The organism is Gemmatimonadota bacterium (assembly GCA_016714015.1).
In the GTDB taxonomy this organism is placed as follows: domain Bacteria; phylum Gemmatimonadota; class Gemmatimonadetes; order Gemmatimonadales; family Gemmatimonadaceae; genus Pseudogemmatithrix.
This window is the reverse complement of the sequence record JADJNZ010000001.1, coordinates 769,823-784,195: the sequence shown is the minus strand read 5'-3', so window position 1 is coordinate 784,195 and position 14,373 is coordinate 769,823. Positions and strand designations below refer to the sequence as shown.

Sequence of the window (14,373 nt, the reverse complement as noted above, 5' to 3'; positions counted from 1 at the left end):
TACGAGGAGATCGAGAATGCGAATGACGACCTTCGTTCGGGGACTTGGCCTCGCCGCCGCGCTCGCGGTGGGCGGGTGCAAGTCTCTCGATATCACCAACCCGAATGATCCGGACGCGGAACGCGCGCTCTCCGACCCAGCCGCGCTCGAAGGGCTGGTCGGCGGATCCGTGCAGGGGTGGTTCAACACCTTCGAGGGGCTGGAGGGAACCGGGCCCCTCGTGACCCAGGCGCAGACGTACAGCTCGTCCTGGAACAACTTCAACATGAACTTCTACTCGGGCCTTGACCTGGATGGCACCAGGAACTCGCGCTCGTGGCAGAACAATCCGGCAGCGGCGCAGCGCACCAGCATCGAGCACTACTGGAACGGCTACTACAGCGTGCTCTCCGCGGCCACGAACGTGCTGAAGGCCATCCGCGTGAACGGACTCATCATCGGTGACACCTCCGACACGCGCCGCGCCGAAGCGGTCGCGGTGCTGATGCAGGGGGCGGCGCTCAGCGGTATCGCGCTCAACTACGACAAGGGCTACGTCATCGACGAGACGGTCGACTTGGCGACGCTGGCGTACTCCGACCGTCGCCAGATGCGCGACGCGGCGCGGGCGAAGTTCGATGACGTGATCGCGATCGCCAACGCGAATGATTTCACCACGCCGACCGGCTGGTTCGGACCGGGTGGGCTCGTGTACACCAATGAGCAGATCTCGCAGATCGCGAGCACCATGGCGGCCGAGCTTCTCGCCGCCTGGCCGCGGGATCCCGGCGAGGCCGCGGGAACCCCGTGGGCCGCGGTCGCGACCTATGCCTCGAACGGCATCTCGTCCGGCACGGATTTCGACCTCGAGATCACGGGTGACGGCACCGCGACGTGGAACCCGCAGATCCTCGCGTGGTTCCTCGATATCTCGAGCGGTCGTGTCCATACGCGGATCGCGGCCCAGCTCGATCCGGTCACGCAGACCACTCCCTGGCCGCTCGCGGGCAACCCCCAGCCGAACTCTCTCGACTGCCGGCTGGGCGACGGCTCATTCGGCAACGCCACGACCGCTTCGCAGTTCGGCACGACGCCGCGTACGGCGAACGGCGGGTCGGATTTCGCCTGGTCGTCGGTGGCGATCTTCAACATGGCCCGCGGATCGTATCACCAGTCGAATATCGCCCACGTCCGCTACGACTACTCGGGCCTCCAGGATCCGAACGGTCTCTGGGGCGGCAATGGGAATGCGCCGGTCTTCTCGGCCGAACAGAACGACCTGCTCTGGGCCGAGGCGCTGATCGAGTCGAACACGAACCTCGCACTCGCCGCAACGCTCATCAACAACACGCGCGTCGGACGCGGCTGTCTCGCGCCGGTGGCTGCCGGCGACGGGCAGGCCGGACTGCGGACGGCACTGCGGTACGAGCAGGACATCGAGCTGCTTGGGCTCGGACCGGCGTCGTACTATCCGCGCCGTCGGACCACCGGCGGTCTCGTGGTCGGAACGCCGCGCGAGATGCCGGTGCCCGCGCAGGAGTTGGGTGTGTTCGGCCAAGCACTGTATACGTGGGGCGGGGCGACGCCGAACTCGCCGACGCCTCCCTGAGCCGGCTCTTTCGCCGTCGCTGGGGGCAGTCAGGACCCGGCGACGGCCAGCCAGGGTAGACAGAGGGGGAACGCGGCCGACGCACCAGCGTCCCACGTTCCCCTTCTTCGTTGGTCGAGATCCACCTGTCCAGCACTGACCACCCATGCGCCGACTCCCATGAGATCAGCGATGCTCGGCCTCGGTACCCTGCTGCTCTCCCTGCCGGTGGCAGCGTGCGAGGCACAGGCGGCCTTCGCGCGCCTTCGCGGCGTCGTGACGGACGTGAGCACCCGCGCACCGGTATCCGGCGTGCGCGTCGTGATCGCCGCGACCGGTCGATACGCTACGACCGACTCCATCGGCCGCTTCGAGCTCAAGGATCTTCCCTCGGGGGTCATTCGCTTCTTCTTCACGGCGGAAGGGTTCCCGCGGACTTCCGTGGTGCTCGCCTTCGCGAAAGGTGAGACGATGTCACAGTCCTTCGAACTCGACAGCACCACGACGTCGGCCGACGATTCGACGTCGAGCAGACGACGGGCGCAGCGCCTTGATCCGACGAACATCATCGGCGAGCCGTCCCGAGGGGTTCGATATGAGGACTTCGAGCGGCGCATGAAGACCGGTCGAGGACAGTACGTCACTCGCCAGGAGATCGAAGCGAGGAACTACAATAGCCTCGGCGATGCGGCTCGCGGACTACGAGGGGTCTTGGTCGAATGCGGGGGTTCCCAAGGAGGGACGCAGGGTTGTCGTGTGCGGATGGCCCGCGCTGGGGTCGCGTGCTATCCGCAGTACATCGTCGATGGCCGACCTGACAACTTCTTCGGCCCCTATGTCCCCGTGCGTGACATCGAGGGACTCGAGTTCTATACCGGCGCGAGCGATGTCCCCGGCGAGTTCGCCGGCGTCGACGCTGCCTGCGGAGTCGTCGTGATCTGGACGCGGAACGGCCCCCCGCAGACGAGACGACCGGTCAACCCACCCCCGGGTAGCGGGCTGATGTGGGCAGGAGCTGCCTGAGCGGTCGGATCCAGCGAAGACGGAACGAAAGCGGGGGCGGCTCCCAGAGCCGCCCCCGCTTCTGAATCTCCCTTCCGCCTTCTGACTCAGAACCCCGTTCCGAGCAGGATCGCATTCAGCACCATCCGGTCGAGCGCCCGCCACCAGCCGCGGAACATCGGCTCGTTGGTGAACATCACCACGTTCCCGGCGCCGACCTTCTCCTGGATGATGAACGCCGAGCCGCGCAGCAGGCGCTCGCTGTTCTCGGGGAAGGTGAAGCCGGCCCGGCGGAGTGGGCCCGCCGTCGGGAAGACCGCGACATTGCCTCCGTCGCGCGAGAGCCCGTAGGCCGACCCGCCGCCCACGAGCACCGGCATGCGCTGCTGCTCCATGCCGAAGGTGACCCAGTTGGTGAGGTCGAGCACGACGTCGAAGTGGCTCCCCGGCAGGTCGGCCAGCTCGTCGGCGCACGCATTTGGGCTCGCGACCGCACGGAGCGAGTCGATCGGCGCGCGTGCGGCCGGGGCGGGCTTCACGTCCTTCTTCGGCTCGCAGACGATCCGGCGCGCGGTGGTGAGCCCCACGTCCTCACGGGTCGCCCATGCGGTCGCCCCGCCGAACGTGATGAGCGCGCCACCACCCTCGACCCAGCGCTTGAGCGCGGCGCCGTTGCCCTGCACACCGCCGCTCGGGATGATGATCACGTTGAACGCCGAGAGGTCGCCGTTGAGCGCCGCCGAGGAGATGGGCGTGAACTTGATGCCGTACCGCTGTTCGAGGCTCCACCAGACGTGGCCATACGACGTCTGGGAGATGCCGGTCTCGCCAACGAGGGCGATGCGCGGCGCCTTGAGCGAGACGACGACGCCCGAACCGGTGCCGTACTGCGCATCGTCGGGGAAGGCGGTGTTGACGCCGCGGACTTCGACGCCGATCTCCTTGGCGAGCCCGTCGATCCGGGCGGCGAGCGTGCGGTCGTTGCGGCCGACGCGCGCGACCCAGGTGCCGCGCGGCCACGTGACCGACCCGGTCTGGATCGGCTCGGCGGCGACGGCGACGCGGTAACCCTCCTGCAGCAACTGCGCGGCGAGCTTGCCGGCGCCGTTGCGGTCGTTGCGCCAGAGGTACGACGAGCTGGCGTTCGCGCCCTCGGTCACGCCGCCGGCGATCGCATGCGGCAGGACCTCCCCGTTCATGCGCACGCCATTGGCGAGCGAGAGCGCGGTGGCCTGCACGGGCACGGCATCCTCGGTCCAGTAGGCCTCGACGCCGAAGGCGACGGGCAGGGCCCAGGCGGTGATGTCGTAGAACTCGTAGCCCTCGGTGTCGTTCGCGTTGGTGGAGCGGTCGCGGTTGCGCAGGAACTTGTCGACCTGGTTCTTCGCGAAGACGGAGTCGAGGGTCGGATCGGGCTCGAGGACGGCCTTGGCGACCTTGCCCTGCGGCTGCGCGAGGTCGACGACGTACGCGCCCGCCGGGAAGCTGCGGTTGACGGTGCCGTCGACGCTGTAGCCATGCGCGCGGGTGCTGGCGTGCGCGGCGGTGGTCCGCGTGACCTCGATCCCGGCGCGGAGCAGCGACGCGGCGAGCTCCGCCGCGCGAGCCGGGTCGTTGCCGGGCAGGAAGACCACACGCTTCATGGTGCCGTTGCGCCCTTCCGTGACGGCGCGCTGCCGGAAGGCGGCGTAGTCGCGGACCATCTCGCGCGCGCCGCGCGCGGTGGTCTCGAAGGTCGCGACGGCGGCGACGTAGTGCTTGGCGATGCCGTCACGGAGCGAGAGCAGGGTGCCGTCCTCGCGGCGCTTGAGGAGCGCCGGGCCGCCGTCGGTCTCGTAGGTGGTGCCCATGGCGCCGTTGAGCGCGGGCCACGAGTCGTAGTAGCCCGGATAGTAGAGGTCGAAGGCGTCGCGGACGTTGTAGAGCCAGCCGAGGGAGTCGAAGGCGGCGGCATTGCCGCGACCGACGCGCTCGCTCCACTTCACCGGCCAGCCGGAGATGTTCTGGTTCACCGGGCGCGCGGCGGGGGCCATGTAGTAGGTCGAGACGTACCCGTGGAGGTCGGCGGTGACCATGGGATGCCAGCGAAGCATGCCGCCGACGATCGCCTGGACCTCACGCTGGGTCATGATCATCAGGTCGCGGTTCATGTCGAACCGGTAGTGATTGAAGCGCCCGCTGATGGCCCACGGCTGTCCGCGCTGCTGCTCGATGGCCTGCCGCTCGGGACTGCCGACGGCGATCGAGTTGCTCCAGACGGAGAAGCGCTCGTGGCCGTCGGGGTTGGAGCTGGGGTTGATGATGACGAGCGCGTCCTTCATGAGGGCGAGCGTCGCGGGGTCCTGCGTCGCGGCGAAGTGGTAGAGCAGCTGCATCGACGCCTCGAAGCCCGGGACCTCGTCGCCGTGGACGGAGCCGGAGAACCAGACGACGGTGGGGACGCGGGCGATGACGGCGTCGAGCTGGGCCTGGGTCGCGCCACGCGGGTCGGCGATGCGGTCGAGGTCGGCGCGGATGCCGTCCAGGCGCGCGATGTTCTCGGGGGTGGACACGATGTAGAGACGCATCGTGCGGCGCTCGTTCGTCACGCCGATCTCCTCGACCCGGACGCGGTCCTTCGCGGCGTCGGCGATGCTCAGGAGGACGCGTTCCTGCTGGGCGTACTGGGTGTGCCAGCTGCCGACGTCATACCCGAGGATCCGTTCGGGGCGGGGGATGGTCTCGCGATAGGGGCCCTTCGCGTAGAAGGAGAAGTTCCGGTCGTCGCGAAGGGAGTCGGTCGGCGTCCGCTGGGCCTGCACGGCGGATGCGGAGAGGAGCAGCAGGGCGATCGCGGCTTTGAGGCGCATGTGCGGGATGCGGAGGTGAAGGGCGATGCGGGGCGTACGGGCGGTACCGGGTACGGGGGCGGGGCCGGATGCGGGGACTCTCCGCATCGGTCCAGGACGGGCGGGCATCCCGGATGCGGGATGCCCGCCCCCCCGTCAGAACTCCATCTGTGTGCCGAGCTCGACGACGCGGTTCGGGGGGAGTTGGAAGTACTCCGTCGCGCTGCGGGCGTTGCGGGACATGAGGGAGAAGAGCTTCTTGCGGACGATGTTCATGCTCAGGCCGTCCTTCTTCCACGGGCCCTTCCGCGCGATCAGCTGTTCGCGGCCGAGGTAGTAGCTCGTGTCGAGCGCGCGCGCGGCGATGCCGGAGTCGCGGCAGCGCTGGAGGACCTCCTTCACATCCGCCGATTCCATGAAGCCGTAGTGCGCGACCACCCGGAAGAATCCCTGACCGAGCGCCTCGATGCGGGCACGCTCGGTCCGCGGGACCTCGGGGACGTCGTCGGTGACGATGGAGAGGAGGATCACCGTCTCGTGCAGCACCTTGTTGTGCTTCAGATGGTGCAGGAGCACGACCGGGACGCCGGCGGACTCCGATGTCATGAAGACCGCGGTGCCCGCCACCCGGTGGACCGACCGTCGGCCGAGGTCATCGAGGAAGGTCTCGAGCGGGAGGGCGATGTCCACGATGCGCTCGCGCAGGATCTCGCGGCCGCGCTTCCAGCTGGTCATCATCGTGAATAGTACGACGGCGACCGTCAGCGGGACCCAGCCTCCGTGCAGGATCTTCAGTGCGCTCGCGCCGAAGAAGGAGCCGTCGATGGCGAGGAAGACGAGGAAGAACGGCAGAGCGCGCCAGAGCGGCCAGTTCCATCGCGTCACCGTGATCACGGTGAAGATCGTCGTGGTGATGACGAAGGTGCCGGTCACCGCTATGCCGTACGCCGCGCCGAGCGACGTCGAATCGCGGAATCCGAGGACGATGAGGATGCACCCGGCCATCAGCGCCCAGTTCACCTCAGGGATGTAGATCTGCCCGAATTCCTTCGCTGACGTGTGCGTGATCGTCAGGCGAGGACTGTAACCCAGCTGGATGCACTGCTGTGTGAGCGAGAACGCGCCGGAGATCATCGCCTGCGATGCGATGATCGCGGCCATGGTCGCGAGCGCGATGAGCGGGTACAGCATGACGCGCGGTGCCAGCAAGAAGAACGGGTTCTCGGCGGCCGCCGGGTCGCGCAGGACGAGCGCGCCCTGGCCGAAGTAGTTGATGAGGAGCGCGGGAAGCACCATCGCGAACCAGGCGAGCCGGATCGGGCGCTTCCCGAAGTGACCCATGTCGGCATACAGCGCCTCCGCGCCGGTCACCGCGAGGACGACTGCACCGAGCACGATGAACCCCGCAGTCCCGTGCGTGAAGGCGAACCGCAATGCGTATCCAGGATTCGCGGCGAACAGGATGACCGGTTCACGCAGGATCTCGAGGAACCCGAGTACCGCTATCGTGACGAACCACACCAGCGTGATCGGGCCGAAGACTCGGCCTACCCCGGCGGTGCCAAGGCGCTGAGAGACGAAGAGCGCGACGAGGATGATCAACGTCAACGGCACGACGAACGGCGTGAAGAAGGTCGACACGACCGAGAGGCCCTCCGTCGCGGAGAGCACCGACATCGCGGGCGTGATCATGCCGTCGCCGTAGAGGAGCGCCGCGCCGAACAGCCCGAGGCTGATCAGGGTGGTACGCTTCCATCCCTTGATGTCCTGCTGCAGCAGCAGGGCGAGCATCGCCAGGATACCGCCCTCGCCGCGGTTGTCGGCGCGCAGGATGAAGACGATGTACTTCACGCCGACCACGAGCACGAGCGACCAGAGGATCATCGAGAGCACGCCGTAGACGTTCTGCGGCGTCGGCGCTATGCCGTACTCTGGTTTGAAGACCTCTCGAATCGCGTACAGCGGGCTCGTCCCGATGTCCCCGTAGACGACCCCGAGCGCCGTGAGCGTGAGGATCGCGAGGCGCTTCCCCGTGGGGTGCTCCTCGACGTGGTGCTTCTCCGGCGGGCGATACTCCGTCGTCTGCGCCATGGACGGCCGCGGAGCCGGAGGGACGGACGCGGGCTGTTGTGGGTCCGACATTGCTCGAGGGGCTGACAGCGCCCCGGAAGGTCCTGATGGAGTCGCGCGCCGGGGATCGTCACGCGAACGGGGCCACTCTTCCGGCCCCGTGGGGAGTGAATGTAGCGCGCGCCGGGTGCGCGTCCAGTAACGCCGGTCACCATCCCGGATCGATGAACGACGGGGCGACCGGCTGTTGCCCGTCGCCCCGTCATAACTGATTACCTGTCAATGCCTTACGGCGTCACATGAATCCCGGTCGATCACTCGTATCGGAGCGCGACGATCGGGTCGAGTCCGGCGGCGCGCCGCGCGGGATACACACCGAATACGACACCGACGAGGGCGGAGAATCCGAATGCGAGTCCCACGGACGACGCCCCGACGCTCGTCGTCCATCCGAGGACCTTCGTGAAGGCCATCGCCCCCCCGGCGCCCACCGCGATGCCGATGGTACCGCCGACGAGGCAGAGCACGACGGCCTCGATGAGGAACTGGAACAGGATGTTGATGCGCGTCGCGCCGAGTGCCTTGCGGATGCCGATCTCGCGCGTCCGCTCGGTCACCGACACGAGCATGATGTTCATGATGCCGATGCCGCCGACGAGGAGCGAGACCGCGGCGATGCCGGCGAGCAGCATCGAGAAGACCTGCGTGGTCTCGCCGAGGGTGTTGAGGAAGTCGGCCTGGTTGCGGATCTGGAAGTCATCCGGCTTGTCGGGACGCAGCTTGTGCTCGCGACGGAGGATCTTCTGGATGTCCGCCATCGTCTCCGGGATCTTCGCCTCGCTCGGGGCGAGGACGGAGATCGAGCGGAGCCGGTTGTTGCCCATCACGCGGAAGCGCGCGGTCTGGATGGGGATGAGCACCTGGTCGTCGGGGTTGTTGAACGGCGAGGCCTGCCCCTTCGACTTGTAGACTCCGACGACGGTGAACTGGATGCCGCGGATGCGGATGTTCTCGCCGACGAGCGCGGTGCCGCTCTGCAGTCCGAGGTTGGTGACCACGGTGGGCCCCACCACCGCGAGGCGCTGGCGGCCCATGTCCTCGGCGTTCGAGAAGAAGCGGCCGAACTCGATCTCGTACTTGCGGACCTCGGGGTAGTTCGCGGTGGTCCCGACGATCTGCGTCCCGGTGTTCTTGTTGAGGTACTGCACCTGCAGGTTGCTCGAGATCTCGGGCTGGACCGCGGCGATCTCGGTGCCGCGCTCGACCAGCGCGTCGGCGTCCTCGAGGAGGAGGCGCGAGCGCACGTCGAAGGACATGACCCCGCCCGACCGCGCCTGTCCCGGCGACACCGTGAGCAGCGTGGTGCCGAGGGAGGAGATGCGGTCGTTGACGGCCTGCTGTGCGCCACGCCCGAGGGCGACCACCGCGATGACCGCGGAGACGCCGATCACGATGCCGAGCATCGTGAGCATCGAGCGGAGCTTGTTCGCGCGGAGCGCCCCGAGGGCGACGCGGATCGTCTCGCCGAAGAGCATGTTACCGTCCCGGCGGGCGGGCGCCGCCGGCGCCGCCGGCCCCGCCGCCGAGAGGGCTGGCCCCGCCCGTCATGGCCTTGAAGCGGTCGTTGTTCTCCTGCCGCTGCATCTGGAGCGCGGCCGCGCTCAGCAGCGCCACCTCGTCGCCTTCCTCCAGACCGCTCACGACCTCGGTGTAGTCGTAGTCGGCGGTGCCGAGGCGGACGACGCGCGGCTCCCATGTCTCGCCCTTCTTGATGAAGACGAGGCCGGTGCGCGTGACCGTGCGGCTCGCGGTACCCTGCGAGGAGCGGCCCGTCGCGCCCGCCGGGCGTGCACCGCTGGCGCCGGCGGCGGCGCTGGTCGGCGCGGTACCCTGTGCACCGGCACCGGGCGCTCCGGCGCTGCCGGTCCGCGCGCGGCAGGCGCGCACGACGTTCATGTCGACGCCGAGCTCCGTGTAGGCCGCTCGGAGATCGGCCATGAGCGTCTGCCGGTCGGCGTTGGGGTCGCGCATCTTGGCCGAGAGGTCATCGACCTTCTTGGCCGCGGCCGGCTTGGCGGCGCGGGCGGTCTCGACCGCCTTGCACTGCGCGTCGGTGACGTCGGGGAGCTGGCCGCCGAAGCCGCCACGCCCGCCCGGTCCGGCCTGCCCACCCTGCTGGGGAACGAGGTCGACGAAGCCCGGCGTGGAGACCGGCACCTGACGCGCGCGCGCGCCGTTGGCGCCCATGGTGTTGTTGCCGCCCGCACCCGGCCGGCCACCGCCCATGCCGCCGCCGAAGCCGCCGGCGCCACCGCCCATCGCGGCGCGGATCTGCGCCTGCACGCTGTCGGCGTTGAGGCCGAGGATCGTCGCGGCCTGCGCTGCCTCACGCACGGACCGGATGGACTCGTTCGGGATCGCGAGCACGTTCTCGCGCCGTTCGGCGACGATCGCCACCTCGCCGTTCATGCCCGGCATGAGGAGGCCGTCGCGATTCTCGAGCGAGACGAGGACGGGGAACATCGTGACGTTCTGCTGGACGACGGCCTGCGGCTCGATCTTCTCGACCGTGCCGCGGAAGGGACGATCCGGGAAGGCGTCGACCGTGACGGTCGCTTCCATGCCCGGGCGCACCTGGCCGATATCGGTCTCGTTGACGAGGGCGCGGGCGCGGACCTTGGTGAGATCCGCCATGGTGACGATCGTCGTGCCGCCGCCCGCGGTGCTGGTCCCGGACTGGATGACCTGTCCGAGCGCGACGGGCTTGCCGATGATGGTGCCGAGGACGGGCGCGGTGACACGCGCATCGTCGAGGCGCTGCTGCGCGAGATCGAGCGCGGCGCGCGTCCGCACGATCGCCGTGGCGGCGTTCGTGTAGTCGAGGTTCGCCGTCTCGTTCTCCTGCGCCGTGATGATCTTCCCCGCGAAGAGGTCGTCCGAGCGCTTCTTCTGGAGCTCGGCCACTTCAAGGCGCTTCGTCGCCGCGTCGAGGTCGGCCTTCGCCTGGTCGTACTGGTTCTGCACGTCGCGCGTATCGAGCTGGACGATGAGGTCGCCCGGCCGGACGAGCGTGCCGGTCTCGATCGGCATCTCGATGACCTGTCCCGACGAGCGGGACTTCACCTCGACGACGTTGATCGGCTCGATGACGCCGGTCGCCTCGGCCTGCACGACGATCGTGCGGCGCTCGACGGGCGCGGTGCGGATGGTGAGCGTCGTCTCCTTCTTGCCGGCACAGTCGACCGTCAAGGCGACGAGCGCGACGAGGGGAAGGAGCGTCAGGAACTTGCGGGTCACGGCAGGAACTCCGATGGGGTGCGTGAGGGCGGTGCTACAGGTTGGACGCCGGAACGGACCGAACGTCTGTGCGGTCCTAGAGATCCCGGCCGACGAGCGCCTCGAGCTGCGCCTTGGCGGTACGGGCATCGAGGCGGGCCTGGATGAGCGCCTGCCGCGCGGTGATGAGCGTGCTCTGCGAGGTCATGAGGTCGAGCAGCGTGCCGGCGCCGAGGTTGTAGCGCTCCTGCTGGACGCGCAGGTCCTCCTCACCGGCGACCACCGACTGCCGCTGGATCTCGACACGCGCCTCGGCGGTGCGGAAGGCGCCCAGCTGCGTGACCATCTGCTGGCGCGCGTTCAGTCGGGCGTCGCGCAGATTGGCCTCGGCGTTCTCCTCGGCGATCCGTGCGGTGACGACCTGCTGCTCCCGCGAAAGACCATTGAAGAGGGGGAAGCTCAGGCGCAGGTTGGTCGACAGGTTCTTGTTGCGGCCGTCACCGAGGAACCCGAAGCCGTCCTCGGTGGCGGTGAACGACTGCGACAGACCCATCGAGAGGGTCGGCAGGTAGGGCGAGAGTGCCGAGCGCTTGCCCTGCTTGGCGGCGGCGACTTGCGCCTGCGATTGCTTCACCGCCGGGCCCTGCTCGACAAGGTCGAAGAGCTGGGCGTCGGTCATGGAGATGCTCGCCACGGTCGCCGTGTCGGACGCCGAGGCGGTGACGATGGCATCGGACCCGACGAGCCGAGAGAGCGTGGCGTTGGCGGTCGCGAGTGCGTTGTCAGCGTTGAGCGTGGCGAGGCGTGCGTTGCCGACCTGGATGATGGAGCGGAGCGAGTCGGACATGGTGGCCGCGCCGGCGGCGACGCGCGCGACGGCCGCGCGCAGCTGCTGCTGCGCCTGCTCGAGCTGGACCTTGGCCGCGGCCTGCTGTTCGCGCGCGGCGAGCACGGCGAAGTACTGCTGCTTCACGTCGCGGGCGATGGCGAACGACTGCGAGACCTCGGTCGCCTCGGCGGCGTCGACGTTCGCGCGCGCCGTCATGAGATCGAAGTAGCGGCGGCCGCCGGAGAAGAGGTCGAGATTGGAGCTCAAGCTGTGATTCGCGCGCCAGGGCGCGTCCTGGCGGATGATCGAGTCGAGGTCGACCGAGTAGCGCTGGCCCTGCTGCGTCTGCGCGCCGCCGCCGAACGAGAGGGTGGGCAGGAACGCGCCATACCGCGTGCGGACGGCGGCGGCGGTGGAACGGATCTGGTTGCGTGCCTGCACGGAGGCGGGCGCGTTGCGCCGCGCGAGGCGGACGGCCTCGTCGAGCGTGATGGGGCGTGCATCTCCCTGCGCGGCGAGCGCGGGCGGGATCGCGAGCGCCCGCGAGGGCCGTCACGCGCACGAGGGTCTTCACCATCGCCTTCATCTACTGTCGCTCCCGCTGGCGCTGCGCTTCGCGCTCACGCCGCATCTGGTCATAGACGGTCTGCTGCTCGGGCGTGAGCAGGTCCCGGATCTGCTGCCGGGCGGTGACGGTCACCGAGTCGAGCCGCGGACGCATGGGCGTCATCAGCTCGTCGAACCGCCGGTTCCGGGTGTCGAGGATCGAGTCGAGCCGGGCGCGCTGGTCGGCGCTCATCTTCAGGTCGTCCGCGAGCTTGGTGCGCATCGCCCGCGGGTCGGCCCACTCGTTCACGATCCGTTCGCGGAGGACCCAGCGGTCCACCGTCACGCCCGCGGCCGCCCCGGCCGCGATCGCGAGCAGGTAGAACGCCAGGGCCCGTCCCTTGGTTCGCGTCATCGTCCCGCGCTCCTTAGTGGCCCCGAGTCGCGCGCATGGTTGCCGGGCGCTCGTCGAGCGGGTTGCGCCGCGCGAACAGCGGCTGGTCCTCGGGCGTCTCGATCACCGACTCGTACGCCATCCGGGTCTCGACCGCGCGCGAGCGCAGCCAGACGGAGCCGGCGACGATGAGGATGAGCCCGGCGGCCATCATGCCGAGGCGATAGAGGCGGTCCGGAAGGGCCCACCACCGCGCTTCCTCCTGCCCGCGCTCGATGCGCGCCATGATCCGCTGCTCGAGCGCGTCCCAGTAGCCGGGGGCGTCGGGCGGCGCGACGATCGCGCGCAGCTCGTTCGTGAGGTCATCGTCCCGCACCAGCATGGGGCCCTGCATCTCGTCGGTCATAGTCCACTCCTCACCTCGCCGAGGATGCGGCGCAGGTGGGATCGGGCGTAATGGAGATCGGACCGGGCCGTGCCCTCGGGGATGTCGAGCATCCGTCCGATCTCCGCATGTTTGAAGCCTTCCACATCGTGCAGCACGATCACCGAGCGTTGCCGCACGGGGAGCGTCTCGAGCGCCTGCTTCAGTCTCGTCCGCAGTTCGCTGGACTCGGCCGGGTCCCGGAACGGCGAGGCGACCGTCTCGGGGAGTTCGTCGGCGTCGCGCACCTTGCGGCGGCGCGTGACGTCGAGCGCGGCGTTGGCGACGATCCGGTGGAGCCACGCCCCGAAGGCCTGGTCCGGCAGGAACCGGTCGATCGCCTTGTACGCGTGCAGAAATGCCTCCTGGACCGCATCCTCCGCATCCTCGTGATTGATCACGATGGCGCGCGCGACCACGTACGCGCGCCGCTGGTGCCGTCGCACGAGCTCCGAGAAGGCCTCGTGGACGCCGCGCTGGGCGGCGAGCACGAGGTCGCGCTCGTCGGACGGCCGCTCAGTCACGAACGGTCGGGCGGAATGCGCCCACGGCAGTGGCAGGGCGATGGCGGTCATGCGAGGCACTCACTGGTCACGCCCTCCTGTACGCGGTGTGCCGTGCGGGCGTTGGGACTGCGCACGGGGGAATGCCTGGGTGTCGGCCAGCGGGCTGGAATGGCGTCACGCCGACCCGGGGCCGGCCAGCCCGAGCGCGGGCGCGCTCGCGCGCATCGCCTCGATCACGAAGGCGATGTGCGTGTCCAGTTCGACGCAGAGGTCGGCGGCACCGTTAATGACGTCGTCGCGCGACACGCCCCGCGCGAATGCCTTGTCCTTCATCTTCTTCCTCACGCTCGCGGCCTCGAGGTCCATCACGCTTCGCGACGGACGGACGAGCGCGGCCGCGGTGATCAGGCCGCAGAGCTCATCGACCGCGAAGAGCACCTTCGCCATCCGGGACTCGCGTGCCACGCCGGTGAAGAGGGCGTGACCGAGGATCGCCTGGAGGATGTCCTCGGGCCATCCGAGGCCCCGGAGATGTCGGACCCCTTCGCTCGGGTGCTCCTCGTCGGCGGCCTGGGCGGCGTTGGGGAACCGTTCGTAGTCGAAGTCGTGCAGCAGGCCGGCCAGCCCCCAGCGCTCCTCGTCCTCACCGTAGTGGCGCGCGTACGCGCGCATGGCCGCCTCGACGGCGAGCATGTGCTTCCGGAGCGACTCGCTGGAGGTCCAGGACTCCATGAGCGAGAGGGCGTCGGCGCGGGACGGCAGGGAGGACATCGGGGTGTGGGCGCGAGTGAGAGGAAGCGAGACGGGCCGGCCGCGATACGCGGTCGACCCGTCCATTGGACATCCCGAAGCTAATGCGCGCCGGGGTGGCACCGGGGAGTGCGGAAGGAGCTGGCGCCGTGTAGGGGAAATCTGCACACGAGCGCGGGAA

11 protein-coding genes are annotated in these 14,373 nt (G+C 69.0%); 2 read left to right on the top strand and 9 right to left on the bottom strand.

The window, feature by feature from the left end:
• Positions 1 to 22 precede the first annotated feature (22 nt).
• Complete coding sequence (locus IPJ78_03340; GenBank protein MBK7905576.1) at positions 23 to 1,588, top strand: hypothetical protein; 1,566 nt, start codon at positions 23 to 25, stop codon at positions 1,586 to 1,588.
• 171 nt (positions 1,589 to 1,759) lie between these two features.
• Positions 1,760 to 2,590, top strand: a complete 831-nt coding sequence (locus IPJ78_03335) for a carboxypeptidase-like regulatory domain-containing protein (protein ID MBK7905575.1) — start codon at positions 1,760 to 1,762, stop codon at positions 2,588 to 2,590.
• 86 nt (positions 2,591 to 2,676) lie between these two features.
• On the opposite strand, the gene IPJ78_03330 is transcribed toward IPJ78_03335, so the two are convergent.
• The 9 genes from IPJ78_03330 to IPJ78_03290 all read right to left on the bottom strand — a co-directional run bounded on the left by IPJ78_03330 (position 2,677) and on the right by IPJ78_03290 (position 14,204).
• Complete coding sequence (locus IPJ78_03330; protein MBK7905574.1) at positions 2,677 to 5,418, bottom strand: hypothetical protein; 2,742 nt, start codon at positions 5,416 to 5,418, stop codon at positions 2,677 to 2,679.
• Positions 5,419 to 5,553: 135 nt separating this feature from the next.
• Positions 5,554 to 7,539 (bottom strand): potassium transporter Kup, encoded by a 1,986-nt coding sequence (locus IPJ78_03325; GenBank protein MBK7905573.1) that lies wholly within the window; start codon positions 7,537 to 7,539, stop codon positions 5,554 to 5,556.
• 242 nt (positions 7,540 to 7,781) lie between these two features.
• Positions 7,782 to 9,002: an ABC transporter permease gene (locus tag IPJ78_03320; protein MBK7905572.1), complete on the bottom strand. Its 1,221-nt coding sequence runs from the start codon at positions 9,000 to 9,002 to the stop codon at positions 7,782 to 7,784.
• A gap of 1 nt (position 9,003) precedes the next feature.
• A complete protein-coding gene (locus IPJ78_03315; GenBank protein MBK7905571.1) occupies positions 9,004 to 10,764 on the bottom strand; it encodes an efflux RND transporter periplasmic adaptor subunit in 1,761 nt (586 codons plus the stop codon).
• Between the two features lie 76 nt (positions 10,765 to 10,840).
• Positions 10,841 to 12,013, bottom strand: a complete 1,173-nt coding sequence (locus IPJ78_03310; protein ID MBK7905570.1) for a TolC family protein — start codon at positions 12,011 to 12,013, stop codon at positions 10,841 to 10,843.
• Between the two features lie 145 nt (positions 12,014 to 12,158).
• On the bottom strand, positions 12,159 to 12,533 hold the full coding sequence (locus IPJ78_03305) for a hypothetical protein (GenBank protein ID MBK7905569.1): 375 nt from the start codon (positions 12,531 to 12,533) through the stop codon (positions 12,159 to 12,161).
• 13 nt (positions 12,534 to 12,546) lie between these two features.
• Positions 12,547 to 12,918, bottom strand: coding sequence for a hypothetical protein (locus IPJ78_03300; GenBank protein MBK7905568.1), 372 nt, complete (start codon positions 12,916 to 12,918; stop codon positions 12,547 to 12,549).
• A complete protein-coding gene (locus tag IPJ78_03295; protein ID MBK7905567.1) occupies positions 12,915 to 13,511 on the bottom strand; it encodes a sigma-70 family RNA polymerase sigma factor in 597 nt (198 codons plus the stop codon). The genes IPJ78_03300 and IPJ78_03295 overlap by 4 nt, the downstream gene beginning before the upstream one ends.
• A 105-nt stretch (positions 13,512 to 13,616) precedes the next feature.
• Positions 13,617 to 14,204, bottom strand: a complete 588-nt coding sequence (locus tag IPJ78_03290) for an HDIG domain-containing protein (protein MBK7905566.1) — start codon at positions 14,202 to 14,204, stop codon at positions 13,617 to 13,619.
• Positions 14,205 to 14,373: the final 169 nt, after the last annotated feature.

Bases quoted from the DNA above. Each gene is read 5' to 3' on its own strand.
- IPJ78_03340 (MBK7905576.1), top strand. From the start codon at position 23: ATGACGACCTTCGTTCGGGGACTTGGCCTCGCCGCCGCGCTCGCGGTG.
- IPJ78_03335 (MBK7905575.1), top strand. From the start codon at position 1,760: ATGCTCGGCCTCGGTACCCTGCTGCTCTCCCTGCCGGTGGCAGCGTGC.
- IPJ78_03330 (MBK7905574.1), bottom strand. From the start codon at position 5,418: ATGCGCCTCAAAGCCGCGATCGCCCTGCTGCTCCTCTCCGCATCCGCC.
- IPJ78_03325 (MBK7905573.1), bottom strand. From the start codon at position 7,539: ATGTCGGACCCACAACAGCCCGCGTCCGTCCCTCCGGCTCCGCGGCCG.
- IPJ78_03320 (MBK7905572.1), bottom strand. From the start codon at position 9,002: ATGCTCTTCGGCGAGACGATCCGCGTCGCCCTCGGGGCGCTCCGCGCG.
- IPJ78_03305 (MBK7905569.1), bottom strand. From the start codon at position 12,533: ATGACGCGAACCAAGGGACGGGCCCTGGCGTTCTACCTGCTCGCGATC.
- IPJ78_03300 (MBK7905568.1), bottom strand. From the start codon at position 12,918: ATGACCGACGAGATGCAGGGCCCCATGCTGGTGCGGGACGATGACCTC.
- IPJ78_03295 (MBK7905567.1), bottom strand. From the start codon at position 13,511: ATGACCGCCATCGCCCTGCCACTGCCGTGGGCGCATTCCGCCCGACCG.